Raw genomic sequence first — 25,779 nt, 5'->3', positions numbered from 1 at the left:
CCGCCCCAGCGGCGGGCGGTCACCTCCAGCCGTACCTCCGCTCGCGGCCACGGCCCCAGCGTCACCAGGGCGGCCTCGCGCTTGCGGAGCCGCGCGGTCAGCTTGGCGGCCGTCGCCTCCGACACGCGGCCCGTCCGCCGGAGCACCACGAGGGTGGCGACGTCGACCAGGGCGGCGGTCGCCTCCAGCCAGAGCTCGCCGGGCTCCGGCACCAGCACCGTGCGGTCCAGCCGTACGCCGGCCTCCGCCGCTGCCTCCGCCCCGAAGTCGGCCCAGCCCACGACCCCGCACCACGCTCCGGCCGCCGAGGGACCCGCCATCAGGGTCAGCGCGAGGCTGGCCGCGCCGGCCCCGCCGACCTCGTAGGTGCCGCCGGCCTGGAGCCGGACCAGCCCCGCCAGCGCGGGGTGGGTGTCCAGGGCGAGACGGTCCTCGAGGGTGCGGCCCTGCAGGCGGCGTACCCTCTCCCGGAGTCGCTCGATCTCATCGATCTGGGTCGCCGTCGCCACCCCTCCACCTTCGAACATTTGTTCGAAGGTGTCAACCTGGTGCGGCGCTGTCCACAGGCTCATCCTGGGGGTTCCGCGAACCGGCTCGTCGCTAGTACTTTCCGGCATAGGCGCCGCAGGTCACGGCACCTGCCTCTCTCGGGAAGGACCGCGTATGGGGCGACTCCTCACCACGGCCGCACTCCTGGCCGCCCTCCTGGCCAGCCCTGTGCTCGCGGCCTGCTCCGGCGACGGCGGGGCGTCCATGCCGACCCCCAGCCCCACGCCCACCTCCACCTCCCCCACCGCGTCACCCACCCCGCAGCCGCCGGCCATGCCGGAGGCGGCCCGGGCGCATACGCCGGAGGGTGCGGAGGCGTTCGTGAGGCACTTCTGGGCAGTCGTCGACTACGGCCGCGAGACACTCGACACCGAACCCATTAGGGCATTAAGCAGAAGCGACTGCAAAGGATGCCTCGGCGGCATTCGGGCTCTGGGTGAAATCAGGAAGCACGGTGGCCGCATCCGAGGCGGGCAAACCACAATCTCAGAATTGAAGGCGACTGGCCTCAAGGCGGGCGATCAAGTCTTCTACGACGTCACCTTCCTACATACCAATGCGCCGGAAATTACCGACTATCCCGGAACTGACCGAGACGTGGAACGTGATCGCGTGACCAAGCCGACAAGAATGCGTCTCTTCTCCATCGAGGAAGGCTGGGAAGTCGCCCAACTGGGGCCAGCGCAGTGACTCGAACACTCGTTACCCTTCTATTCGTGCTCACCGCCCTTGCGGCCCCCCATGCCGCGGCGGCGGGGTGCAGCACAAGTACTAACGCCGGCGCAAGCGGAGACGCCTTCTACGTCGGCGCCACCGAAGGCGATTGCAGCGGCGCTCAGCCCACGGCAGTTAGCACATCCAACAGCACAGAAGGACACATCGAGTCGTTCAACACGTGCACGATCGGTGGCACTGATACCTGCATCGGTGACGTTCTCATTTGCGACGACGGCTCCCCCATGATGCAGAACTGGTTCTATCCAGACAACGGCGATCCACCGACATACCTAGGTGATAGTTGTCCTGAGGACGCCGTCCCCATTCCCGCCGGCCCGACGTTGGCCGACATCCAGAACGCCTTCCGGTCAATCCCGATGCAGCCCAGCGTGCTGCAGGTCCAGCCGCCGGGCGGCGAGACACTGGTCAACTTCCGGACCAACTTCTTCACGGTGAACGATCCCTTCGAGCGCACCGTGACCCTGCTGGGCGCGCGGGTCGACTTCCGGATCCGCGCCAGCGAGTTCACCTGGCACTTCGGCGACGGCTCGACGCGGACGACGAGCAAGCCCGGTGCTCCCTACCCCGAGCTCGACGTCACCCACACCTACGCCCGCAAGGGCCCGGTGACGCCGCGCGTGGACACGACCTACACCGCCGACTACCGGGTCGACGGCGGCCCGTGGTCGCCCGTCGGCGCCACCGTCACGATCGAGGGAGCGCCGGTGCCCCTGACGATCCGGGAGGCCCGTCCGGTCCTGGTCGGATGACCCGAGACGGCCGAGACGGGCCGAGACGACACTGGAGGGAGCGCCACGGTCACAGGATGACCGTGGCACTCCCCTGAAGCCGCCCGGCGGCGGCATGAGTGAGCAGAAGCGCCACCCGGACGAGCCGGATGGCGCTTCTGGTCACAGCGATCAGCAGATCACGAGCCGGCGTAGAACGCCTCGATCCGCTGCTTCTCGTTCTGCTCCACGACGTTGCGCTTCACCTTGAGCGACGGCGTGAGCTCGCCGGACTCGATGGTGAGGTCGCGCTCGAGGATGTCGAACTTCTTGATCGTCTCCCACCGGTTCAGCTTGGCGTTGAGCTGCTCGACGTACCCGGCGACCATCTCCCGCGCCTGGGGCGAGGTGACGATGTCGGCGTACTCCTTGCCCTCCAGGCCGTTCTCCTTGGCCCACCCGGCGATGGCCTCGGGGTCGAGGGTGACCAGGGCGACGGCGAAGTTCTTCTCCGCGCCGAAGACGAGGAACTGGCTGGCGTAGGGGCACAGCGCCTTGAACTTCGCCTCGACCAGCGCCGGGGAGACGTACTTGCCGCCGGAGGTCTTGAAGATGTCCTTGATGCGGCCGGTGATGGAGAGGTAGCCGTCGGCGTCGATGGTGCCCTTGTCGCCGGTGTGCAGCCATCCGTCCTCGGTCAGCACCTGCGCGGTGGCGTCGGGGTTGTTGTGGTAGCCGGCCATCACGTGCGGGCCGCGGATGAGGACCTCGTCGTTGTCGCCGATCTTGATCTCGCTGCCGGGCAGCGCGGGGCCGACGGTGCCGATCTTGTTGAGGTCCGGGTGGTTCACGGTGGCGCCGGCGGAGTTCTCCGTCATGCCGTAGCCCTCGAGGATCGTGATGCCGGCGGCGTTGAACCACGACGCGATGTCGGGGTTGAGCGCGGCCGAGCCGGAGATGAAGAACCGCACCCGGCCACCGAACCGCGCCCGGATCTTGGCCAGCACCAGCTTGTCGAGCACGGCGTACTGGAGCTTCAGCGGCAGCGGGACGCCCTTGCCGGCGCGCAGCAGCTGGTCCCGCTTGAGCGCGACGGCGAAGGCGCGGGCGAACAGCACCTTCTTGGCGCCGCCCTCGGCCTCCACCATCGTGACGATGCGGGCGTGCGCCTTCTCGAAGATGCGCGGGGCGGCGCCCATGAACGTCGGCTTGACCACGGCCAGGTTGTCGACGATCCGGTCGACCCGGCCGTCGACGGCGGTCGGGAAGCCGATCGCCAGCTGCGTGGAGAGCAGCACCTTGCCGAAGACGTGGCTCAGCGGCAGCCAGAGGAACTGCAGGTCGTCCTCGCTGAGGATCTTCTGCGCCTCGATGGCGGCACCCTCGTAGACCCACGAACGGTGGAGCAGCCGCACGCCCTTGGGGCGGCCGGTGGTGCCGGAGGTGTAGACGAGCGTGGCCAGCTGGTCGGGCGCGATCGCCTTGGCGATCTGCTCGATCACGTCGGGCCGCTCGGCGAGGAACTGCTCGCCCAGCTCGGCCAGGGCGTCGAGGGTGAGGACGCGGTCGGCGTCCAGGCCCGCGGGGACGGCGCACTCGTCGAAGACCACGATCTTGCCGAGGTTGGGAAGCTCGCCCACGTGCTGGGCGATCTTCGCCAGCTGGCTCTCGTCCTCCGCGAAGACCACGCGGCAGTCGGCGTCGCCGAGGATGTACGCCGTGTCGTCGTCGTTCGTCGACGGGTAGACGGTCGTCGTCGCACCGCCGGCGCACATCACGGCCAGGTCGGCCAGCAGCCACTCGTAGCGGGTCTGGGAGGCGATGCCGACGCGCTGCTCGGGCTCGACGCCGAGCGAGACCAGCCCGGCGGCGAGCCGGTTGACCCGCTCACCGACCTCGCGCCACGTGACCGAGTGCCACTGCTCCTCGGTCGAGCCGGGCTCGATGCGCGGGAACAGGAAGGCGTCCCGCCCGGGGGACGCCGCCACCCGGTCGAGGAACTGCACGGCCACGTTGGGCGGCATGTGATCGAGGAACGTCGTGTCGATCGCGGGCAAAGGCATGGTTCTCCCTCTCGGCAACACCGGCATTGGTGCGTTGGCAGACCCTAGACGTTCGCCCGGCTCGGCGGTAGGGCTTCGGCGAAGCGCGCCGCCTTGACGCGCGCCTGCGGCACCAGGTCGTCGATGCGCAGCAGCTCCGGGAGGAGCGCTGGTTCCAGGTTGAGCGCGCGGAACATCGTGGACACGGTGACGCCGTGCGCGGGGCGCTCCAGCAGCAGGATCTCGTCGCCCGCCGCGAGCACTCCCTCCTGCCGCACGCGGAGGTAGGGGCCGGGTCGGCACTCGGCCATGAACCGCTTGACCCACTGCTCGGCGTCGTAGCCGGTGACGCCCATCCAGTTCTTGAAGTCGTTGCAGGGGATGCGGACGTAGGCGACCTCGAGCACGGCGGTGCCCACCTGCCACTGCTCGCCGACCACCGCCTCGTTGACGTCGATGCCCTCCGTGGTGAGGTTCTCGCCGAACTGACCGTCCCGGATCTCGCGCCCCAGCCGCTCGGCCCACAGGTCGAGGTCCTCGCGGGCGAACGCGTAGACCGCCTGGTCCGGGCCGCCGTGGTGCTTGGTGTCCGACACGACGTCGCCGACCAGGCCGTTGCGGTGCGCCTTGACCGGGCCGTCGACGGGGCGCTTGTCGATCGAGGTGTAGCCGAGGGCGGCCCAGTCGACGTCCTTGGGACGGCCGACGTTGACGGAGCGGATCACGGGCATGGCCCGCATCCTCCCATCGGCGCCCTGCGTCGCGAGGCGGTTTCGGCTCAGTCCTGGACGGCCTTCGCGATCGCGACGCACATCGTCAGCAGGTGCGGGGTCGGCAGCTCGCGCGGCGTGCCGGGCGGGTCCTCGAGCCGTTGTCCGGCCAGGTCGAGCATCCGCACCACCACCCAGTCGCGGGCCCGCCGCTCGTCCAGGCCGGCGGTGTCGACCAGCGTGTGGAACCGCGCCCGGACGCCGTCGCGGACGCGGCCCGACAGCTCCTCGAAACGGTTCCACAGCATCGGGGCGAGCTCGTAGTGCGGGTCGCCGCTGAGCGGCTTGGGGTCGATCGCGAGCCAGTCCGACCGGTCGGCGGCCAGCACGTTGCCGTAGTGCAGGTCGGTGTGGACGAGGGTCCCGTCGGTCGCCGGGTCGGCCGCGAAGGACCGGGCCAGCGACCGGGCCTGGTCGACGAAGCGCGGCGGCAACGGTGCCCCGTGCGGCAGCGCCGCCAGCCGGTCGGCCACCCGGCCGGCGTACCAGGACAGGGGGCGCAGCTGGGGCGGCGCCGGGCGGTGCAGCGCGCCGTACAGCGCGGCCACGACCTCGCACGCCGCCAGGTCCCACTGCTCGCCGAGGTCGGCGGCGTGGAGCCGCTCCAGCAGCAGGGCCCGGCGGTGCGGGTCTGCACGCAGGAGGCGCACCGCGCCGCGACCGTGCCAGTGCTGCAGGGCGAGCGCCTCGTGCTCGGACTCCCAGTCCGGGAATCCGACCTTGAGCATCGCCGGCTCCCCCGCCGCGTCGACCACGGGCACGACCAGCGACGCGTGGCCGTGGGCCGGCTCCCCGCCCGGGGTGAGCTCCCACTCCTCCAGCAGCGTGCGTACGACGCCCGGCAGCCGCTCCAGCCAGGCGGCCCAGTCCGGGCCCCGCCCGGCGGCCTGCAGCGCGGGCGGGATCACGAGCACGCCTCGACCGTAGGCCATCTCATCGACCGCCCGGCGCGAGCCCGGTCAGGGGTGGACCCTCAGGTGGTGTGCCTGCGGGCGCAGGCCAGCAGCGCCGGGATGTCGAGCCCGTACTCCGGTCCGGCGTACCCCTCCAGCCGCCCGGCGCCCCGCTCGACCAGCCGACGGGCACCGACCGCGTTGCCGCGCGCGGCGTGGGTCAGTCCCACGCACAGCTGCGCCAGGCCCTGCCAGAGCGGCCGCTCCGCAGCGGGGCAGTCCTTCCAGCGCGCCTCGAGCACCTCGTGGGCCGAGAACGGCCGTCCCTCCGCCAGCAGTCGCCGCGCCTCCGCGATGGTCTCCAGCGGAGGCAGCGGCTCCTCGGACACGGGCTCCACGCCCTCGGCGCCGTACGGCAGCGGCCGGCCGAGTGCGTCACGCGGCCGCGCCTGCCGAGCCCGCCCCGCCTCGTCGCGGTCGCGGCCGGCGTCGGGTCGTGAGCTCGTGTCGTTCATCGCGGCCGTCTGCCTGCCCTACTTCTTGCCGGACTTCTCCGAGGGCTGCGTGGTCGACAGCGCGGCGACGAAGGCCTCCTGCGGCACCTCGACCCGGCCGACCATCTTCATCCGCTTCTTGCCTTCCTTCTGCTTCTCCAGCAGCTTCCGCTTCCGGGTGATGTCACCGCCGTAGCACTTGGCGAGGACGTCCTTGCGGATGGCGCGGATGTTCTCCCGCGCGATGACCCGGGCACCGATGGCGGCCTGGATCGGCACCTCGAACTGCTGCCGCGGGATGAGGTCCTTGAGCTTGCCGGCCATCATCACGCCGTAGGAGTAGGCGGCATCGCGGTGGATGATCGCGGAGAACGCGTCGACCGGCTCGCCCTGCAGCAGAATGTCGACCTTGACCAGGTCGGCCGCCTGCTCCCCGGAGCGCTCGTAGTTGAGCGAGGCGTAGCCCTTGGTCTTGGACTTGAGCTGGTCGAAGAAGTCGAAGGCGATCTCGCCCATCGGCAGCGTGTAGCGCATCTCGACGCGGTCCTCGGAGAGGTAGTCCATGCCGAGCAGCGTGCCGCGCTTGTTCTGGCACAGCTCCATGATCGTGCCGATGTAGTCGCTGGGCGCCAGGATCGTCGCCTTCACGACCGGCTCGCGGACCTCGGCGATCTTGCCGTCGGGGTACTCGCTGGGATTGGTGACCGTGATCTGGGAGCCGTCCTCCATGACGACCTCGTAGACCACGTTGGGCGCGGTCGAGATCAGGTCGAGGTTGAACTCCCGCTCCAGCCGCTCCCGGGTGATCTCCATGTGGAGCAGGCCGAGGAACCCGCAGCGGAACCCGAAGCCGAGTGCGCCGGACGTCTCGGGCTCGAAGGTCAGCGCGGCGTCGTTGAGCTGCAGCTTCTCCAGCGCGTCGCGCAGCGTCGGGTAGTCGTCGCCGTCGATCGGGTAGAGGCCGGCGAAGACCATGGGGTTGGGGTGCTCGTAGCCGCCGAGCGGCTCGGACGCCTGCCGGCCGTTGACGGTCACGGTGTCGCCCACGCGCGACTGCCGCACGTCCTTGACGCCGGTGATCAGGTAGCCGGTCTCGCCCACGCCCAGGTCGGCCGCCTTGAGCGGCTCGGGGCTGATGACGCCGACCTCGAGCATCTCGTGCAGCGCGCCGGTCGACATCATCTTGATCTTGTCGCGGTGGCTCAGCTTGCCGTCGAAGACCCGGACGTAGGTGACTACGCCGCGGTAGGTGTCGTAGACGGAGTCGAAGATCAGCGCGCGGGCCGGCGCGTCGGCGTCGCCGACCGGCGCCGGCACCTGCTTGACGATCTCGTTGAGCAGCGCCTCGACGCCCAGGCCGGTCTTGGCGGAGGTGAGCAGCACGTCCTCGGGCTCGCAGCCGACCAGGTTGGCCAGCTCGGCGGCGTACTTCTCCACGTTGGCCGACGGCAGGTCGATCTTGTTGAGGACCGGGATGATGTGCAGGTCCGCACCCATCGCCAGATAGAGGTTGGCCAGGGTCTGCGCCTCGATGCCCTGGGCCGCGTCGACGAGCAGGATCGCCGCCTCGCACGCCTGCAGCGAGCGGGAGACCTCGTAGGTGAAGTCGACGTGACCGGGCGTGTCGATCATGTTGAGGACGTAGGTGCCGGGCTCGGCACCCGACTGGTTGCCCTCGGTGACCGTCCAGGGCATCCGGACGGCCTGGCTCTTGATCGTGATGCCGCGCTCGCGCTCGATGTCCATCCGGTCGAGGTACTGCGCCCGGGCCTCGCGGTCGCCGACCACGCCGGTCAGCTGCAGCATCCGGTCGGCGAGCGTCGACTTGCCGTGGTCGATGTGAGCGATGATGCAGAAGTTGCGGATGATCGCGGGATCGGTCTGGCCGGGCTGCGGCGCGGGGTTCGAGGGCACAGTCTGCTTTCGGCGGTTCGATCGGGCGGGTCTGGCGCGATTCTCCCACGCTGGCCGCGGCTGCGGCCAAAGCGTCAGGCCCGCGCGCCGGTCAGGAGCGCGCGAGGGTGCAGCGGATCAGCGCGCGCCACTCCAGCCCGCCATCGTCGGCGAGCCGCTCGAGCAGCGGCTCCACCCGGGCACGGGCTTCCTCCAGCGCCCCGTGCGCCTCGATCCGCTCGAGCATCGTCCGGTAACCCTGCGACCACGACCAGGCGAACCAGTGGTCGGCGTCGCGCACGCGCACGACGATCTCCGTGTCGCTGGTGTCGACGTCGTGCCACCCGCGCTCACCCAGGACGTCGGCCATCGACTGGGGCGAGGCGAAGGCGCCGTCCGTGCCGGGCCGGCGCGGCGGCCGCTGGTCGGCCGGCAGCACCGACCCGAGCGCCTCGAACACCGGCTCCCAGCGCGGGTCGGGCGGCCCGAACCACGTGAACCCCAACCGCCCGCCGGGGACCAGCACGGCGCGATAGCGGTCCAGCGCCCCGGCGAAGTCAGGCAGGAAGAACATCACCAGTCCGCCCTGCACGACGTCGAACGGCCCGGGCGGCGGCTGCTCGGCGTCGCCCAGCTCGGCGGTCAGCCACGGCAGGTCGGCTGCCTGCCGGCGTACGGCCTCGACCATGGCGGGCGCCAGGTCGGTCGCGGTCACCGCGCCGGCCGGGCCGACCAGCCGGGCCGCCGGCAGCGCGGACGCGCCCCGACCACAGCCGACGTCGAGCACCCGCTCGCCCGGCGTGGGAGCGGTACGTCGGACCAGCAGCTCGCCGGCCGGGCCGAAGAACTCGACGCGGACCTGGTCGTAGGTCGCCGCAGCCCGGTCGAAGACGCCCGCGACCGCTGCCTTGCGCTGCTCCGGAGACGGCTCGGTGGTGCTCACACCGACATCCTGGCCGCTCAGTACTGGTGGAACCAGAGGCCCAGGTAGGCCGACTCCCCCGGACAGGTGACGTTGCGGTCGCGGTCGAGCTCGACCCACTGCGCCAGGATCGCCGCGCCGCCCTGGATCATCCGCTCCGGCCCGCACCGGCGCAGCGCCTCCGCCCGGGAGGTCTGGCCCGCGGCCCGCCACTCGGGCAGTCCCAGCCGCAGGTCGCCGACGACGCCCCGCCACAGGTGCTGCGTCGAGTAGACCCCCACCAGCAGGCCGGCCTCGGAGTAGCCCCGCTCGGCGCCCCGGACGACGGCGGCGTTGCCCTCCGGGTCGTCGCGCGGCCAGTCGAAGTCCGGCACCGACTCGACGTCGAGCCACACCACCGGCGAGGGCAGCCCGGCGCGGCGCATCGTGTCCAGGTTGAACAGCGCCTGCTGGTAGCCGACGTTGCCGAGCCGGCCGAGCCGGGTGTCGGCGTCGTAGGGGCCCTGGCCGCCGTACTGACGTAGGTGGCGCGGCTCGGGATAGCTCAGCACGGAGTACGCCGCCGCCATCAGCCGTCGCTTCCTCACCCATGCCACCTGTTCGGCCAGGCACGGGTTGGGGTAGAACGCCGGGCCGTTGGTGAGGCCGAGGATCACGAACTCCGCGGAGTCCAGCGGCATCGGGGCCCCGTGGGAGCGCTTCTGCGGGATGCCCATGCCGGCGGGACACTGCGGCCAGCTCACGTCGGCGCCCTCGACGATGCCTCGGTCCTGCGGCGTGGGCAGCACGGGGACGGTCAGGGACGTCATCGGCGGCAGCGGCGGGGACTCCAGCGACGGCGTCGAGGGGCTCGACGGGCCGGTGCTCGGTGGCGGCGTGCCGGGCGGCACCGTGCTGGGGCTGGGGCTCGGGCTGGGGCTGCTCGCGGTGGTGCTGGGGGCCGGCTCGGCCGGGGCTCCGTTGCCGCACCCCGAGAGCGCGAGCGTCAGCAGCAGTACGGCGGCAGCTGTCCCTCGCATCTCTCCGATCCTGGCACACCGGTCGCGGTTGCGCCCCGATCCGGTCGGTGCCCGAAGATGTGCCCGTGCCCGCCCTTCCCACGACCATCCCGCACGGTCGCACCGCGCGCCGGCTCGACTGGGTCCATCTGCCACCCACGGTGCGTCGCGCGGTCGAGCGGCGGCTGGGCTCCCCGGTGGTCGACGCCGTGTCCCAGACCGCGGGCTTCACGCCGGGCCTGGCCTCGGTGCTGACCTCGGCGGACGGCAGCCGGCTCTTCCTCAAGGCGGCCTCCCTGAAGGCGCAGTCCGCCTCCGCCCGATCCTACCAGATCGAGGCGCGCCGACTGCGCGAGCTGCCACCGGGTACGCCGGCGCCGCGGCTGAGGTGGATCGACGAGGTCGACGACTGGGTGATCCTCGGCATCGAACACGTCGAGGCCCGGGCACCGCACCGCCCGTGGACGCCCTCGGACCTGGCGGCAGCCTCGGCGGCCCTCGTCGAGACGGCCAGCGCGCTCACGCCCGCGCCGGGGCTCCATCCGGAGACCTTCGCCGAGGCGTTCGCCGGCTTCCCGGCGTACTGGGACGCCCTCGGGCATGTCGGCCACGCCGCCGAGGCCGCGGCGCTGGCGGCCCGCTACCGGGAGGTGACCGCCGGGGACACGCTGCTCCACACCGACGTGCGCGACGACAACCTCCTGGTCCGGCCGGACGGTTCGGTGCTGGTGTGCGACTGGAACTGGCCGGTCGTCGGCGCCGCCTGGATCGACTCGCTCCTGCTGCTGCTCGGCCCTCGCGGCGACGGCCTCGACGTCGACGCCCACATCGCCGCGCACCCGCTGCTGGCCGACGTCCCGGCCGAGGCCATCGACATCGTCCTCGCGCTGGTGACCGGCTACTACCTGACGTCGGCGGCCGAGCCGGTCCCCTCGTCCTCCCCCTGGATTCGCGAGGCCCACTGGTGGCTGGGCGAGGTCTGCTGGCAGTGGCTGGCCGATCGCCGCGGCTGGTAGGTCGAGACCCGGGTTCCCGAGTGTCGAGTCCCGGGTTCCCGAGGGTCGAGACCCGGGTTCCGAAGGGGCGAGTCGCGGGTTTCCGAGGCGGCGCTGGCCGATTTGAGGGGGTCCCGGGCCACTGGTAACCTTGCTGGCTGCGTGTTCGAGGCCCCTCCCCTCTCATCCCACGAGTGGTCCGGAGAGCGCGCCCGAACCCCACCAACTGACGCGAAGGGCATGTAGTTCCACATGGCGAACATCAAGTCGCAGATCAAGCGCAACAAGCAGAACGAGAAGGCGCACGAGCGCAACAAGGCCGTCAAGACCGGCCTGAAGACCGCGGTCCGCAAGTTCCGCGAGGCCGTCGCCGCCGGTGACAAGGACACCGCCGTCGCCGCCGCGAAGGACGCCGCCCGCAAGCTGGACAAGGCCGCCTCCAAGGGCGTCATCCACAAGAACCAGGCGGCCAACCGCAAGTCGTCGATCCACAAGCAGGCTTCGGCGCTCTGACGCAGAGCCCACGGGCTCGACCCGTGACGCCATGACGAAGGCCCCGTCTCCTCGGAGACGGGGCCTTCGTCGTACGGCCACGGGAACCCGGGTCTCAACCCACGCAAACCCGGGTCTCAACCCACGCGAACCCGGGTCTCAACCCGCGCGAACCCGGGTCTCAACGGGATCGGAGGGCGGTGAGGGTGAGCACGAGGCGCTCCATGGTGTACGCCGCGTCGCTGGCTGCACCCTTGAGGTCGGCGTCAGCCCGGGCCACCTCGCGGACGGCCTGCTCCAGCCCGGCGGCCGACCAGCCGCGTGCCTGCTGGTTGAGCGAGCGCTGCTTCCACTCCGGCGTCCCGCGGTCGCGGATCCCGGCGACGTGCGCCGCGAGGGTCCGGACCTGTGCGGCGACCGCGGAGAGGATGTAGACCGGCGACGTGCCGCTCTCGAGCGACCAGCGCAGCTCCTCGAACGCCCGGGGCCGGTTGCCGGCGAGGATGGCGTCCGCGATGACGTAGTTCTTCACCTCGGCCCGCCCGCCGAAATACTGCTTCACGTGCGACTCGGTCAGCGCCTCGCCCGGGAAGTCGTTGGTCAGCTGGTGCGCCGCCGCGGCGAGGGCACGGAGGTCCTGCCCCACGGCCTGGACGAGGAACTCGGCCCCCTCCTGGTCGATGCGACCGCCCAGCGCGCGCACCTCGTTGGCCGCGAAGCGGGGGTACTCGTTCGCCTTCAGCTCCCCCGACTTCACCTCCGTGACGGTGGCGAGCTTGCGCAGCTTGGCCAGCGTGCCGCTCCCCTTCGCACCACCGCCGTGGACGAGCACGAGCGCGACGTCGTCAGCCGGCGCTGCGGCGTAGTCGAGCAGGCCGGCGACCGACTCGTCCGGCAGGTCCTCGAGGCCGCGGACCACGACGCAGCGGATGGTGGAGAACAGTGAGGGCGCCGACAGCTCACCGAGCGTCGCCAGCGTGAGATCGCGGCCCACCGCCTCACCGAGCTCGCACTCGGGGTCGTAGGCCCGCACGGCGGCGCGTACGGCGGCGACCGTGCGCTCGCCGAGGAACTCCTCCTTGCCGGTCACGAGGGTGACCCGACCGAGCACGTCGGTCGCGCTGGGCCCAGTCCGTCCGCTCATCGTCGGCAAGCCTGCCACAGGCCACCGACACCGCCGCGACCGCCGTCCGGGCCTCAGCGGAGGACGGCGGTCGGCCCGTGCTGCCCCGGCACGACGACGACCGTTCCGTCGCGGTCGGTCCGCACGACCGTGGTGCCGGCCTCACGCAGTGGGTCGAGGACACTGGCCGCGGGGTGGCCGTAGTCGTTGTCCTCCCCCACCGAGGTCACCGCCAGGTCGGCCCCGAGCGAGGCGAGCCAGCCGAGGTCCTGATGACGGCTCCCGTGATGCGGGACCTTGAGTACGTCGACGCTCAGGCCCGGCAGCGAGCGCGCGATCGCCCGCTGCCCCGGCGGCTCGACGTCGCCGGTCAGCAGCAGCCGCACGCCACCGGACTCCACCAGCAGCACCACGCTGGCGTCGTTGGCGGTCGACCCGTCACCCGGTCCCGGCCCCGGGGATGAGCGGGGCCAGAGCACCTGCACGGTGGCGATCCCGACCCGCCGCGTCTCGCCGTACGGCGCCAGGCGGATCGGCACGCCTGCGCGTGCCGCGGCCCGGACCACCGCGTCGACGGCTTGCGGTGGGTCGAGCAGCGAGGTGACCTCGATCCCGCCGACCTCGCGACCGGCGAGCACGCCGGGGAGGCCGTCGACGTGGTCGGCGTGGAAGTGGGTGAGCACGACCAGCGGCACCACAGCGACGTCCAGCTCGTCCAGACAGCGCTCGACGGCTCCGGGGTCGGGCCCGGCGTCGACGACCATCGCGGAGGCCGTCCCGGTGCGGACGGCGAGGGCGTCGCCCTGGCCGACATCGCACGCGGCGAGCACCCAGTTCGCCGGCGGCCAGCCGGGGGTCGGGGGTCGGACGGTGACGACGACGAGAAGTCCCACGCCGCAGGCCACCCCGATCGTGCGGTGACGCACCAACCGGGGCCCGAGCACACCCAGCGCGACCACCGCCACGCTCAGCACCCCGAGCGCCACCCCGCCGGTGCCCCACCCGATCGCGGGCAGCGGCAGGTCGGCGCCGCGCTGGGCCACGAGCACGATCCAGGACACGCACCAGCCCGCCAGGGTGCCGGCGAGCCGGCCCAGCGGCACCCACACGATCCCGAGCAGTCCGCCCACGAGGCCGAGGATCGTGGCCGGGCCGACCGCAGGCTGCGCGAGCAGGTTGGCGCCGACCGCCGCCAGGCTGACCTGCCCCGAGAGGGCGGCGACCAGGGGCGTGCAGGCCAGCTGGGCGGCCATCGGGACGGCGATCGCCTCGGCGAGCCAGCGCGGCAGCCAGCGGGCGAGCGCGTCGCGCCAGGGCGGCCCCAGCAGCAGGATGCCGGCCGTCGCGAGCACGGAGAGCGCGAAGCCCGGTGTCAGGCCGAGCGCCGGTTGCAACAGGAGCAGCGCCACCACTGCCGCACCCAGGCCACGCACCGCCCGTTGCCGGCCGCCGACCGACATGGCGAGCAGTCCGACGGTCCCCATGGCGGCCGCCCGTACGACGCTCGGCTCGGTGCGGGCGAGCAGCACGAACCCGACGACACCGACCCCCGCCACCACCGTCAGCCACCGTCCGCGCACCCGGCACCACCGCGCGAGCGCGAGCAGGAAGCCGACGACCAGGGTGAGGTTCGTGCCCGAGACCGCCAGCAGGTGGGTCAGCCCGGTGGTGCGGAAGTCCTCCGCGAGCTGCTCCGGGACGCGGGTGTCGTCGCCGTCGACGAGGGCGGGCACCAAGGCGGCCTGCTCGACGGGCCGGTGCGCCACGGCCGTCCGCACGGACGCCCGGACCGCTGCGGCCGCGCGCCACCACAGGTCGGGCGCGCTGAGGACGGTCGGCGATGCTCGCGGGGACGCCGTCGCCGCGACCTCCCGGTCGGTGGCGGGGCCGAGTCGCAGCGCCACGCGGACCGTCGCGCCGAGCGGCAGCCGGCGCCACGAAGGATCGGCGAAGACCAGGATCGGTGTCCGCAGCCGCACGGTGTGGCTCCGCGTCCTCACCTCGCGCAGGCTCAACCGGAGCAGCACCCGGTCGCCGTACCGCCCCTGCAGGACCCGAGGGTCCGACGTCACGACCGCGACCGTCGCCACGGCCGCTCGCCGCTCGGCCAGACCCGTCACCGGGTTCTCGGCCACCTGCTGGCCGCGTAGCACCGCCGAGCCGCCGACCGCCGCTGCCAGGAGCGCGCCGGCGGCGATGGTGCCCCGCAGTCGGCGCGGACCGAGCGCCAGGGCCAGGACCGCGAGTGCCAGCAAGGCGGCGGCCGCGACCAGCGCGGGTCGTGGGTCGGCGCCGACCCAGGCGCCCAGCAGCGCACCGGCCCAGGCCGCAGCCGCCAGCACGATCAGGCGCAGGTCCGGCACCGCTCAGACCGTGACCAGCGGGAGCAGGCGCTCCAGGGTCTTCTCCCCGATGCCGTCGACCTCGAGCAGCTCGTCGACCGCGCCGAAGCCGCCGTGGGCGGTCCGCCAGTCGAGGATCGCCTGGGCGGTCACCGGGCCGATCTCGGGCAGTCCTTCGAGCTGTTCCACGCTCGCGCTGTTGAGGTTGACCAGCCCGCCCCCGGCCGCGCCGGCGCTCGGGCCGGTGGCAACCGCGCCCGGCGGTCCGCCGACCACGATCTGCTCGCCGTCGACGAGCACGCGCGCCTGGTTCAGCCCGGTGAGGTCCACGCCCGGTCGCGGCCCACCGGCCGCCCGAACGGCATCGATGACCCGGGACCCGGCCGGCAGCACGCGAACGCCGGGCGTGCGGACCTTCCCGGCGACGTCGACCGTCACGCTGGGCGAGGCAGCGGGGGCGGACGCCGCGACTCCCGACGGAGCCGCCGTGAGCGCCACCAGCGGCGACGTCGATCCCACCGGCTGTGGAACGCTCGGCGCGTCGATCCGGGCGTCGGCACGCACGACGAGCCAGCAGGTGACGGCCAAGCCGGCCGCGACGAGCAGCGCCACGACCGTCAGGTGCCACGGTGCGATCGCGACCCGGCCGCGCACGGTGTCCGGAAGCCAGGCCGCCATCCGGGATCGCCGGGCGGCGTGGCGCCCCGGGACCGGCAGACGGCCCGTCTCCTGCGTCACGGGCGGCGTGGGCTCGGGCTCCGGTCCGTCCGGCACGAGCTCCAGGTAGCGCGGCAACGGCGGCTCGCTCGGGGGCTCAGGGACAGGGCCAGGCTCGAGCTCGGCCCGGAGCAGCTCGAGGCGGCGGGCGACGGCCTCACGGTGGTCGGGTCGGGTGCGCATGCCGGCGACGCTAGGCAGTGCGCCCGACGGTCACCGGCCCGCGCGGGAGGGGCTGTGAACGGGCGGCGCACGGCGTACGCCTGTGGGCGGCGAGCGGCCCGTCAGGCGTCGTCGACGGCCGGGGCCACGCAGACCGCCAGCATGCCCGGACCCACGTGGGCGGCCAGCGCCGCCGGCAGCTCACCGCTCCGGACCTCGCCGCGCAGCCGGTCCCCGAACCGGGCCGCCAGATGGTCGCGCAGCTCCGCGGCACGCTCCGGGCTGGTCAGATGGGCCACCCATGCCTCGACCGGCCCCGAGCCGGCCGCCTCGACAGCCAGCTCCTCCAGCCGGGCGATCGCCCGCACGCTGGTGCGCACGCGCTCGCGCGCGACGACCCGGCCCTCGTCGATCGCGAGCAGCGGCTTGACGGCGAGCGCCGACCCGAGGAGGGCCGCAGCCGGCCCGATCCGACCGCCCCGGCGCAGGTACTCCAGGGTGTCGACGTAGAAGTACGTCGTGGCCGCGCCCGCCCGCGCCAGCGCGGCGGCCGCCGCCTCCTCGGCGCTCCCTCCGGCAGCTGCGACCTGGGCCGCGGCGAGTGCGGCAAGTCCGAGCCCCGGGCCGACCACCCGGGTGTCGACCGGCACCACCTCCAGCGGCGCGTCCCGCGCCGCCAGCTGGGCCGACTCCACGGTCCCGCTCATCTCCGCGGACAGGTGCACCGAGACGACCGCCGTCGCTCCCTCGTCGGCGAGCCGCTGGTAGAGCAGGCCGAGCTCGGCGGGCGCGGGGCGTGAGGTGCTGACCGGGCGCTTGGCCGCGAGGGCCGCCGCGACCTCGGCGGGCTCGGTGCCGGCCTCACCCTCGCGCAGCGCCTCCCCCGCGACGATGATGGTCAACGGCGCCACGACGATGCGGTTCGCCTCGGCCTCCTCGGCCGAGAGCATGGCAGCCGAATCGGTGACGACCACGACACGCTGCCCCATGGCGCGTCACCCTACCGGCCGCGCGACGCGTGCCGACGCGGCGAACTGGTCACCGAGGGCGTATGACCGCCGACCTGCACCCGCGTCCGGACCAGTCCACGCCGTCCGAAGTCCCCGGCGTCGTCTTCCTGCTCGGCCTGCTCGCCGTGCTGTCGGCGCTGGTGGTCGTCTTCGTCTGAGGCCGTTCGCAAGCTCCCGCTGCCTCGGATCTCGACACGCCCGTCACGCCCGCTCGCAGGCGCGCGGGCCGCTGCCTCAGACTACGATGTTGACCAGCTTCGGCACCCGCACGACCACCTTGCGCACCTCGCGGCCGTCGATCGCGCGTACGACGGCCGGGTCGGCCAGTGCGAGCGTCTCGAGCTCCGCCTCGCTGATCGACGGCGGGACCTCCAGCCGCGCCTTCACCTTGCCGGCGATCTGGACGACCGCGGTCACGGCGTCCTCGACCAGCAGTGCCGGGTCGACGCTCGGCCAGCCGGCGCGCGCCACGGACGGCTCGTGACCGAGCCGCTCCCACATCTCCTCGGCGGTGTAGGGGGCGACCAGCGAGAGCAGGATCGCCACGGCCTCGACCGCCTCGCGCACGGCCGGGTCGGCCGGGCCGCACCCGCCGTCGACCGCCTTCCGGGTGGCGTTGACCAGCTCCATGGTGCGCGCGACCACCACGTTGAAGCGGTAGGCCTCCATCAGCTGCTCGACCTCGTGCACCGTCTTGTGGGTGATCCGTCGCAGCGCGACATCGCCCTCGGCGAAGGAGACGCCGGGCTCGGAGGTGACGTCGCCCGACAGCCGCCAGGCGCGCTGCAGGAACCGCACCGAGCCGCTCGGCGACACGTCGGCCCAGTCGATGTTGTCCTCCGGCGGGGAGGCGAAGACCAGCGTGAGCCGGACCGCGTCGACGCCGTACCTGTCGATCTGCTCGCCGAGGCTGACCCCGTTGCCCAGGGACTTCGACATCTTCTTGCCCTGGTTGATGACGACGCCCTGGCCCAGCAGCCGCGTGAACGGCTCCTCGAAGTCGAGCATTCCCAGGTCATGCAGGACGTAGGTGAAGAAGCGGCTGTAGAGCAGGTGCAGCACGGCATGCTCCAGCCCGCCGACGTACTGGTCGACCGGACCCCACTCGCGCACCGCCGCGACGTCGAACGGGCCGTCGGTGTAGTCCGGCGAGCAGTAGCGCAGGAAGTACCACGACGAGTCCACGAAGGTGTCCATGGTGTCGCTGTCGCGCTGCGCCGGGCCGCCACACGAGGGGCAGTCGACGTTGACCCAGTCGGCGACCGCGGCCAACGGGGAGACGCCCTTGGGCTTGAGGTCGGCGCCGCGGACGTTGTCGGGCAGCCGCACCGGCAGCTGGTCCTCGGGGACCGCCACCTCGCCGCACTTCTCGCAGTGGATGACCGGGATCGGCGCACCCCAGAACCGCTGCCGCGACAGCAGCCAGTCCCGCAGCCGGAAGTTGACGGTGCCGGTGCCGCGGCCGTCGGCCTCCAGCTTGGCGATGATCGTCGCGATGCCCTCGGCCTTGCCGCTCACGCCCTCCAGCGCCGGGCTGTTGACGTAGGCGCCGTCGGCGGTGGTGGCGACGTACGTCTCCTCCGGGTTGTCGGCGCCCGGGACGTCGATCACCCGCCGCACCGGCAGCCCCATCGCCTTCGCGAAGTCCAGGTCGCGCTGGTCGTGCGCGGGCACGGCCATGATCGCGCCGGTGCCGTAGTCGGCCAGCACGTAGTCCGACGCCCACACCGGGATCTGCTCGCCGGTCACCGGGTTGGTCGCGGTGATGCCCAGGTCGACGCCGGTCTTGGGCCGGTCGGTGGCCAGCCGGTCGATGTCGGAGGCCTTCCGCACCTCCTCGAGGTAGGACGCCAGCGCCTCGGCCCGCTCGGGCGCGACGACCTCGCCCGCCAGCGCCGCGTCGGCCGCGACGACCATGAACGTCGCGCCGTAGAGCGTGTCCGGACGGGTGGTGAAGACGGTGACGCGCCGGGTCTCACCGGAGGCCAGGTGCAGGTCGAAGTCGACGTGCGCGCCCTCCGAGCGGCCGATCCAGTTGCGCTGGGAGTGGATGACCCGCTCAGGCCAGTGGCGCTCCAGGCCGTCCAGCCCGTCCAGCAGCCGCTGGGCGTAGTCGGTGATCTTGAAGTACCACTGCGTCAGCTCCTTCTTGGTCACCACCGCCCCGCACCGCTCACAGGTGCCGTCGGCCAGCACCTGCTCGTTGGCCAGGACGGTCTGGTCGTTGGGGCACCAGTTGACCGGCGAGTTCTTGCGGTAGGCCAGACCATGCTCGCGGAACTTCAGGAACAGCCACTGCGTCCAGCGGTAGTACTCCGGGTCGGAGGTGTGCAGCCGGCGCGACCAGTCGAAGGAGACGCCGTACTTCTTGAACGACTGGTACTGCGTGTCGATGTTGCCGTAGGTGTAGGTCGCCGGGTGCTCGTCGTTGCGGATGGCGGCGTTCTCGGCGGGCAGGCCGAAGGAGTCCCAGCCCATCGGGTTGAGCACGTCGTAGCCGCGGTGCCACCAGTAGCGCGCGATCACGTCGTGCAGCGCCATCACCTCGGCGTGGCCCATGTGCAGGTCGCCGGAGGGATAGGGGAACATCGTCAGCGCGTAGCGCTTCGGCGCCGGCTGTCCGGGTCGAACCTCGCGCTCCCCCGCGCGGAACTGGTCGAGCTCCTCCCAGACCGGCTGCCACTTCTCCTGCAGCGCATGGGCGTCGTACGACGGCCCGTCGCTCGCCTGGTGGGTCTCGTCCTGGATCTGCTCGGTCATGGCTCTTCTCCGCTGGTGGGTCGTGGCTGCCGACATGAAAAAGCCCCTCGCTCGGGGAGGGGCGGCCGCGCTGTTCCTGGTGGTCAGGAGGGTCAGCGCGGCTGGGCAAGAAGCAGAATCGTCGACTGCACGGCGCCAGCCTACTCCACCCGCGGGGCTCGCCCCCGCTGGCGGTGCCTCGACGGCGTGCAAATATGACACCGTGTGATTTGGCACCCGGATGCACCCATGCGATGCTTCTTCCCGCCCGCCGGCCCGGGTGTGCCGCGGGAGCGGAGACCCCCCCCATTTCGTTCCCTGGCACCTCGGGTCGGCGGTGCCTGTTTCGGGCTCCCGCGCGGGGCCGGGAACACTGGGCGACTCGACCGCGTTGGGCACCATATGGCCACCACAGACCTGACCGCCGAGACCTTCGAGCAGACCGTGCTCTCCAACGACATCGTGCTCGTGGACTTCTGGGCCGCCTGGTGCGGACCGTGCCGCCAGTTCGCCCCCGTCTTCGACGCCGCCTCCGCGGAGCACCCCGAGATCGTGTTCGGGAAGGTCGACACCGAGGCCGAGCAGGCGCTCGCCGGTGCCGCCCAGATCACCTCGATCCCGACGCTGATGGCGTTCAAGAAGGGTCACCTCGTCTTCTCGCAGCCCGGTGCCCTGCCCGCCCCGGCGCTGCAGCAGGTGATCGACGCCGTCGTGGCGCTCGACGTCGACGCCGCCATCGCGCAGGCGGAGGCCGGCGAGCACCCCGAGAGCTGACCCGAGCGGTTTTCCGCCGAGACGCGGCCGCCACCTAGGGTGACGGCCGTGACCGCCTCCGGTATCGATCCGCACAAGCTCGCCATCACCCTCGAGGTGCTGGCCGAGCTGCACCATCTCCCGCCGGACCACGAGGACGTCCGCACCGTGAAGCGGGCGACGTCGTACATGTGGAAGCTGCTCAAGAAGGCCCGGCGCGCGGAGATCCGGCTGGAGAAGCTGGCCCATGACCAGGCGGTCATCGAGAGGACCGCGACCGGCTCGCCGATGCGGATCGACGACGAGACCGCCGGCATCCCGCTGGTCTCCTCGGTGCCGGGAGCCTTCGCCGGCGAGCTGATCACCGCTCGCGGCTGCTACATCTGCAAGCAGGACTTCACGCTCGTCGACGCCTTCTACCACTGGCTGTGCCCCTCGTGCGCGGCGATGAGCCACGCGAAGCGGGACCAGCGCACCGACCTGACCGGCAAGCGCGCCCTGCTGACCGGCGGTCGCGCCAAGATCGGGATGTACATCGCTCTGCGGCTGCTGCGCGACGGCGCCCACACCACCATCACCACCCGTTTCCCCAAGGACGCGGTGCGGCGCTTCGCCGCGATGGAGGACAGCGCCGACTGGCTGCACCGGCTCAAGATCGTCGGCATCGACCTGCGCGACCCCACGCAGGTCATCGCGCTCACCGACGACGTCGCGGCCGACGGCCCCCTCGACATCATCATCAACAACGCCTGCCAGACCGTACGCCGCCTGCCGGGTGCCTACACCCACCTCATCGACGGCGAGAGCGCTCCTCTGCCCGATCCCGGCACGTACGGCGTGCGCGAGCTGCCCGAGATGGTCACCTTCGACCGCATCTCCGAGGCGCACCCCGCCGCCATCGCCGGCGCACTCAGCCCCCAGCCGGTCGCCCACCACGAGGGCGAGTCGGAGTCGGCCGCGGTCGCCGCCCACAACGCCGCCACGATGACGGCGCTGGCGCTCAAGGCCGGCGGTGCGTCCCTGGAGGCGCACCTGGCCGGCACGGCCGTCGATGCCGGTGGCCTCATCCCCGACATCCAGACGAACAACTCCTGGACCCAGGTGCTCGACGAGGTGGACCCGCTGGAGCTGCTCGAGGTGCAGTTCTGCAACTCCATCGCCCCGTTCCTCATCAACTCCCGGCTCCGCCCGGCGATGCGGGCCGCGGTGCAGAACGGCGCCCGCCGCGCGTACGTCGTCAACGTGTCCGCCATGGAGGGACAGTTCAGCCGCCGCTACAAGGGGCCGGGCCACCCGCACACCAACATGGCCAAGGCGGCGCTCAACATGATGACCCGCACGGCCGCCGGTGAGCTCTTCGAGACCGACAAGATCCTGATGACGGCCGTCGACACCGGCTGGATCACCGACGAGCGGCCCCACCACGAGAAGCTGCGGATCGCCGCCGAGGGCTGGCACGCACCGCTGGACCTGGTCGACGGCGCCGCCCGCGTCTACGACCCGATCGTCCGGGGCGAGGCCGGCGAGGACCTGTTCGGCTGCTTCCTGAAGGACTACGAGCCCTCCCCCTGGTGAGGCCTCCCGGCACCTGACCTCCGGCTGACTGACTGACTCACGGGCCGGTCCACCCCGCCCTGTCCTGTCCAAACGGTCACCGTGACCCTTCGACAGTTCGGTGACCCCTGCGAAGGGTCACTCGTGACCCCAGCGGTCACGTTGACCCTTTGCGCCGGCGCGCCAGGGTTCGTTCGGCGTCGCCCTACTGTCCACAGGTGAGCATGGCGGCACAGTCATCCACAGCCAGCCCGAGCACCCGCTGCGCGCTGTCGTACGTCGGCCGAGGCTGGCGCCATGTCCACCACCGACCCACGCCTCCCGATCGTCTCCGCGCGCCAACGGCGGCTCGAAGGGGCCGAGCCACCTCACCTCGACCCAGGTCTGGCGCGGATCCGCCGCGGCTACTACGTCGACGCCGCAGCCGATCTGACCCCGTCGGAGCACTACCGGCTGCGCATCCACGCCACGCTCGAGGCGCGCACCGAAGAGATGGTCTTCTCGCACGGGTCCGCCGCCGAGCTCTGGGGCTGCCCGCAGCTCGCCGTGGATACGAAACTGGTCCATACGACCCGCCCGGGCAAGGCCCGGCGGACGGCCGCCGGCGTACAGACGCACCGTGGCGCGATCCCCGACGAACATGTCGTCGAGCTTGCTGACGGCCTGTTCGCCACCAGCGAGGCGTGGACCGCGATCCAGATCGCGGCAACACTGCGTCTGCCGAACTCACTACTGCCGCTCGACCACCTCGTCCGCCTCCTGAATCAGGACGCGCTCGGCGACCCTGCCGGTCGGGCGGTCGTCGAATACCTCATCTCGCTCATTCCGCCACAGATGAAGGGTGGAGCGCTGGCCGAGCGCAATCTGAGACTCGCTGACGCGCGCGCCGGATCCGCCGCGGAGTCGTTGAGCCGTGGGCAGATGGAACTGTTGCGCGTCCCGAAGCCCGATCTCCAGGCCAGATTCCCCCGAGGGGATCAGCCCGGGGAGGACGTGGTCGACTTCGACTGGCCCGAGCTGGATGCGTTCGGCGAGTGTGATGGGAAGCTGAAGTACTTCGATGCCAGGCTGACCGGTGGGAGGCCGCCCGAGCAGGTGCTGTGGGAGGAGAAGCTCCGGGAGGACCGTGTCCGCCGCCATCGCCCACACTGCGCCAGATGGGACTGGGACACCGCGATGTCGAGGGAACGGCTCGGCAGGGTCCTCGCGCTCGCGGGCGTGCAACCCGGATCCCGCTGACGCCGCCTCTGCTCGTCGCGTCCCCTCGGCTTGCCTGCCCAAAAGGTCACCGTGACCCTTCGCCGCTCGAGTGACCGTTCGCAAGGGTCACTCGACCTTCAGAAGGTCACGGTGACCCTTTGGAGGGCCAAGTGCCGCAACAGCCGGCAACAGCCGAGGGCCGGTCTCCCCGCTGGGGAGACCGGCCCTCGTTCATGCCGTACGTCGAGCGGGTCCCGGCGCGCCGGGACCCGGCCGGCTCACTGGTGCAGGTCGAAGCGGTCGAGCTCCATGACCTTGACCCAGGCGGCGACGAAGTCGTTGACGAACTTCGGCGCCGCGTCATCGGTGGCGTAGACCTCGGCCAGCGCCCGCAGCTGCGAGTTGGAGCCGAAGATCAGGTCGTTCGCCGTCGCGGTCCACTTGACCTCGCCGGTGGCCCGGTCGCGGATCTCGTAGACGTTCTCCTCGCTCTGCGTGGCCTTGACCTCGGTGCCGGGCGCCAGCAGGTTGACGAAGAAGTCGTTGCTCAGGACGCCGACCCGGTCGGTCAGGACGCCGTGCTTGCTGTCGGCCACGGTGGCGCCGAGGGCGCGCATGCCGCCGACCAGCGCGGTCATCTCCGGGGCGGTGAGGTCGAGGAAGTAGGCACGCTCGACCAGGAGCGTCTCGACAGGGAGCTTCTCACCCGGACGGATGTAGTTGCGGAACCCGTCGCCGCGGGGCTCGAGCACCTTGAAGGAGTCGACGTCGGTCTGCTCCAGCGTGGCGTCGGTGCGCCCGGGGCGGAACGGCACCGTGATGTCGACGCCCGCGTCCTTGGCGGCCTTCTCGACGCCCGCCGAGCCGGCGAGGACGATCAGGTCGGCCAGCGAGATCCTCTTGCCACCGGTCTGGGCGGCGTTGAAGTCGGCCTGGATCTGCTCGAGCCGGGCCAGGACGGTCTGGAGCTGCTCGGGCTCGTTGACCGCCCAGCTGCGCTGCGGCTCGAAGCGGATGCGGGCGCCGTTCGCGCCGCCGCGCTTGTCGGTCGAGCGGAAGCTCGCCGCCGACGCCCACGCCGTCTTGACCAGCTGCGAGACCGTCAGGCCGGAGTCGAGCACGGTGGCCTTGAGGGCCGCGATGTCGGACTCGTCGACCAGCTCGTGGTCCACGGCCGGCACCGGGTCCTGCCAGAGCTGGGCCTCAGGCACCCACGGGCCGAGGTAGCGGCTGACCGGACCCATGTCGCGGTGTAGCAGCTTGTACCAGGCCTTGGCGAAGGCCTCCGCGAACTGGTCCGGGTTCTCCAGGAAGCGGCGCGAGATCTTCTCGTACGTCGGGTCGAACCGCAGCGCCAGGTCGCTGGTCAGCATGGTCGGCTTGCGCTTCGGCGAGTCGGGCGTCGGGCCGGGGACGATCGCCTCGGCGTCCTTGGCCACCCACTGATGAGCGCCCGCGGGGCTCTTCGTGAGCTCCCACTCGTAGCCGAAGAGGATCTCGAAGAAGCGGTTGCTCCACTCGGTCGGCCGGTCGGTCCAGGTGACCTCCAGGCCGGAGGTGATGGTGTCGGCACCCTTGCCGGAGCCGTAGGACGACTTCCATCCCAGGCCCTGGTCCTCCAGCGGTGCGGCCTCGGGCTCGGGGCCGACCAGCGCGGCGTCACCGGCGCCGTGGGTCTTGCCGAAGGTGTGGCCGCCGGCGATGAGGGCGACGGTCTCCTCGTCGTTCATCGCCATCCGGGCGAACGTCTCGCGGATGTCGCGCGCCGACGCGAGCGGGTCGGGGTTGCCGTTCGGACCCTCGGGGTTGACGTAGATGAGACCCATCTGGACCGCGCCGAGCGGGTCGGCGAGCTCACGGTCGCCGCTGTAGCGCTCGTCGCCCAGCCAGGTGTCCTCAGGGCCCCAGAAGATCTCCTCGGGCTCCCAGACGTCCTCGCGACCGAAGGCGAAGCCGAAGGTCTCGAAGCCCATGTCCTCGAGCGCGACGTTGCCGGCGAGCACGAGCAGGTCGGCCCACGAGACCTTCTGGCCGTACTTCTTCTTGACCGGCCACAGCAGGCGGCGGGCCTTGTCGAGGTTGGCGTTGTCGGGCCAGCTGTTGAGCGGGGCGAAGCGCTGGCCGCCGTCGCCGGCGCCCCCGCGACCATCGAAGACGCGGTAGGTGCCCGCGGCGTGCCAGCTCATCCGGACGAAGAGGCCGCCGTAGTGGCCGAAGTCGGCCGGCCACCAGTCCTGGGAGGTGTGGAGGACGTCCTTGATGTCGGACTTGAGACCGTCGAGGTCGAGTCCCTCGAACGCCGCGCGGTAGTCGAAGTCGGCGCCCAGCGGGTTCCCGACGGCCGGGTTGGAGTGGAGGATGTCGAGGTCGAGCATGTCGGGCCACCAGTCCTGGTTGGTCCGCGGACGACCACTGGTGACCGGCGTGGGTGAGTCGATCGCCGGGTTCTCGCTCTCGCTACCCTCGGCGGTGACCGAGTCGTGCATGACGGGGCAGCCGGCCTCCGCCTTGCGGTCAAGACCCTGCGGGCTCTCGGGGTGGTCCTTGTCGGTCATCGTGTTCCTTCCAGAAGGGTGTCGGGACGGGATCGGGCGGATGGTCAGGGAGCTGGTGCGGGCGAGGCGGCGCACGCAGGGCAGGTGCCCCAATAGGTCACCTCGGCCTCGTCGATGACGAAGCCGGCGTC

Annotated in this window: 21 protein-coding genes; 7 read left to right on the top strand and 14 right to left on the bottom strand. The window is 71.8% G+C overall.

Features of this window, described 5'->3' with window-relative positions; translation table 11 throughout:
- Nucleotides 1-527 (bottom strand): DnaE2-dependent mutagenesis accessory factor ImuA' (imuA', locus tag VGE38_RS00830; RefSeq protein ID WP_331140633.1); only part of this gene is annotated, 527 nt, incomplete at its 3' end.
- A 136-nt stretch (nt 528-663) separates the two neighbouring features.
- Between imuA' and VGE38_RS00825 the strand changes: the two genes are divergently transcribed.
- On the top strand, nt 664-1,239 hold the full coding sequence (locus VGE38_RS00825) for a DUF6318 family protein (RefSeq protein WP_331140632.1): 576 nt from the start codon (nt 664-666) through the stop codon (nt 1,237-1,239).
- A gap of 269 nt (nt 1,240-1,508) precedes the next feature.
- Nucleotides 1,509-2,036, top strand: coding sequence for a PKD domain-containing protein (locus tag VGE38_RS00820; RefSeq protein ID WP_331140631.1), 528 nt, complete (start codon nt 1,509-1,511; stop codon nt 2,034-2,036).
- 158 nt (nt 2,037-2,194) lie between these two features.
- On the opposite strand, the gene VGE38_RS00815 is transcribed toward VGE38_RS00820, so the two are convergent.
- The 7 genes from VGE38_RS00815 to VGE38_RS00785 form a co-directional block, all read right to left on the bottom strand.
- Nucleotides 2,195-4,057, bottom strand: coding sequence for an AMP-dependent synthetase/ligase (locus VGE38_RS00815; protein ID WP_331140630.1), 1,863 nt, complete (start codon nt 4,055-4,057; stop codon nt 2,195-2,197).
- A gap of 44 nt (nt 4,058-4,101) precedes the next feature.
- Nucleotides 4,102-4,767: an MOSC domain-containing protein gene (locus VGE38_RS00810; protein ID WP_331140629.1), complete on the bottom strand. Its 666-nt coding sequence runs from the start codon at nt 4,765-4,767 to the stop codon at nt 4,102-4,104.
- A 47-nt stretch (nt 4,768-4,814) separates the two neighbouring features.
- On the bottom strand, nt 4,815-5,720 hold the full coding sequence (locus tag VGE38_RS00805) for an aminoglycoside phosphotransferase family protein (RefSeq protein ID WP_331140628.1): 906 nt from the start codon (nt 5,718-5,720) through the stop codon (nt 4,815-4,817).
- 59 nt (nt 5,721-5,779) lie between these two features.
- Nucleotides 5,780-6,214 (bottom strand): DUF309 domain-containing protein, encoded by a 435-nt coding sequence (locus VGE38_RS00800; protein WP_331140627.1) that lies wholly within the window; start codon nt 6,212-6,214, stop codon nt 5,780-5,782.
- Nucleotides 6,215-6,232: 18 nt separating this feature from the next.
- Nucleotides 6,233-8,107, bottom strand: coding sequence for a translation elongation factor 4 (gene lepA / locus VGE38_RS00795; RefSeq protein ID WP_331140626.1), 1,875 nt, complete (start codon nt 8,105-8,107; stop codon nt 6,233-6,235).
- A gap of 91 nt (nt 8,108-8,198) precedes the next feature.
- Nucleotides 8,199-9,029 (bottom strand): class I SAM-dependent methyltransferase, encoded by an 831-nt coding sequence (locus tag VGE38_RS00790; RefSeq protein ID WP_331140625.1) that lies wholly within the window; start codon nt 9,027-9,029, stop codon nt 8,199-8,201.
- Nucleotides 9,030-9,046: 17 nt separating this feature from the next.
- Nucleotides 9,047-10,027, bottom strand: a complete 981-nt coding sequence (locus VGE38_RS00785; RefSeq protein WP_331140624.1) for a glycoside hydrolase family 25 domain-containing protein — start codon at nt 10,025-10,027, stop codon at nt 9,047-9,049.
- A 65-nt stretch (nt 10,028-10,092) separates the two neighbouring features.
- Between VGE38_RS00785 and VGE38_RS00780 the strand changes: the two genes are divergently transcribed.
- Together VGE38_RS00780 and rpsT are read left to right on the top strand one after the other, a co-directional pair.
- Nucleotides 10,093-11,022, top strand: coding sequence for a phosphotransferase family protein (locus VGE38_RS00780; RefSeq protein ID WP_331140623.1), 930 nt, complete (start codon nt 10,093-10,095; stop codon nt 11,020-11,022).
- Between the two features lie 231 nt (nt 11,023-11,253).
- Entirely contained in the window at nt 11,254-11,514 is a 261-nt protein-coding gene (gene rpsT / locus VGE38_RS00775) for a 30S ribosomal protein S20 (RefSeq protein WP_331140622.1), read from the top strand.
- A 160-nt stretch (nt 11,515-11,674) separates the two neighbouring features.
- Here the strand turns inward: rpsT and holA are convergent, their stop codons facing one another.
- From holA to leuS, 5 genes are all read right to left on the bottom strand, one after another.
- Entirely contained in the window at nt 11,675-12,637 is a 963-nt protein-coding gene (gene holA, locus VGE38_RS00770) for a DNA polymerase III subunit delta (protein WP_331140621.1), read from the bottom strand.
- Between the two features lie 53 nt (nt 12,638-12,690).
- Nucleotides 12,691-14,979, bottom strand: a complete 2,289-nt coding sequence (locus tag VGE38_RS00765; RefSeq protein WP_331140620.1) for a ComEC/Rec2 family competence protein — start codon at nt 14,977-14,979, stop codon at nt 12,691-12,693.
- A 3-nt stretch (nt 14,980-14,982) separates the two neighbouring features.
- Nucleotides 14,983-15,858, bottom strand: coding sequence for a helix-hairpin-helix domain-containing protein (locus VGE38_RS00760; RefSeq protein WP_331140619.1), 876 nt, complete (start codon nt 15,856-15,858; stop codon nt 14,983-14,985).
- A 101-nt stretch (nt 15,859-15,959) separates the two neighbouring features.
- The gene (locus tag VGE38_RS00755; RefSeq protein ID WP_331140618.1) at nt 15,960-16,826 is read right to left on the bottom strand and encodes a DegV family protein; all 867 of its coding nucleotides are present in this window, start codon (nt 16,824-16,826) and stop codon (nt 15,960-15,962) included.
- 255 nt (nt 16,827-17,081) lie between these two features.
- The gene (leuS, locus tag VGE38_RS00750; RefSeq protein WP_331140617.1) at nt 17,082-19,607 is read right to left on the bottom strand and encodes a leucine--tRNA ligase; all 2,526 of its coding nucleotides are present in this window, start codon (nt 19,605-19,607) and stop codon (nt 17,082-17,084) included.
- 381 nt (nt 19,608-19,988) lie between these two features.
- Here leuS and trxA point away from each other — a divergent pair, with 381 nt between their 5' ends.
- The 3 genes from trxA to VGE38_RS00735 all read left to right on the top strand — a co-directional run bounded on the left by trxA (nt 19,989) and on the right by VGE38_RS00735 (nt 23,132).
- Nucleotides 19,989-20,360, top strand: coding sequence for a thioredoxin (trxA, locus tag VGE38_RS00745; RefSeq protein WP_331140616.1), 372 nt, complete (start codon nt 19,989-19,991; stop codon nt 20,358-20,360).
- Between the two features lie 48 nt (nt 20,361-20,408).
- On the top strand, nt 20,409-21,914 hold the full coding sequence (locus VGE38_RS00740) for an SDR family NAD(P)-dependent oxidoreductase (RefSeq protein ID WP_331140615.1): 1,506 nt from the start codon (nt 20,409-20,411) through the stop codon (nt 21,912-21,914).
- Nucleotides 21,915-22,190: 276 nt separating this feature from the next.
- The gene (locus tag VGE38_RS00735; protein ID WP_331140614.1) at nt 22,191-23,132 is read left to right on the top strand and encodes a hypothetical protein; all 942 of its coding nucleotides are present in this window, start codon (nt 22,191-22,193) and stop codon (nt 23,130-23,132) included.
- A gap of 239 nt (nt 23,133-23,371) precedes the next feature.
- On the opposite strand, the gene katG is transcribed toward VGE38_RS00735, so the two are convergent.
- On the bottom strand, nt 23,372-25,648 hold the full coding sequence (katG, locus tag VGE38_RS00730; RefSeq protein WP_331140613.1) for a catalase/peroxidase HPI: 2,277 nt from the start codon (nt 25,646-25,648) through the stop codon (nt 23,372-23,374).
- Between the last annotated feature and the right edge of the window lie 131 nt (nt 25,649-25,779).

It is taken from the genome of Nocardioides sp. (genome assembly GCF_036405735.1).
Taxonomy (GTDB): Bacteria; Actinomycetota; Actinomycetes; order Propionibacteriales; family Nocardioidaceae; genus Nocardioides.
This window is presented reverse-complemented; position numbering and strand designations above follow the sequence as displayed.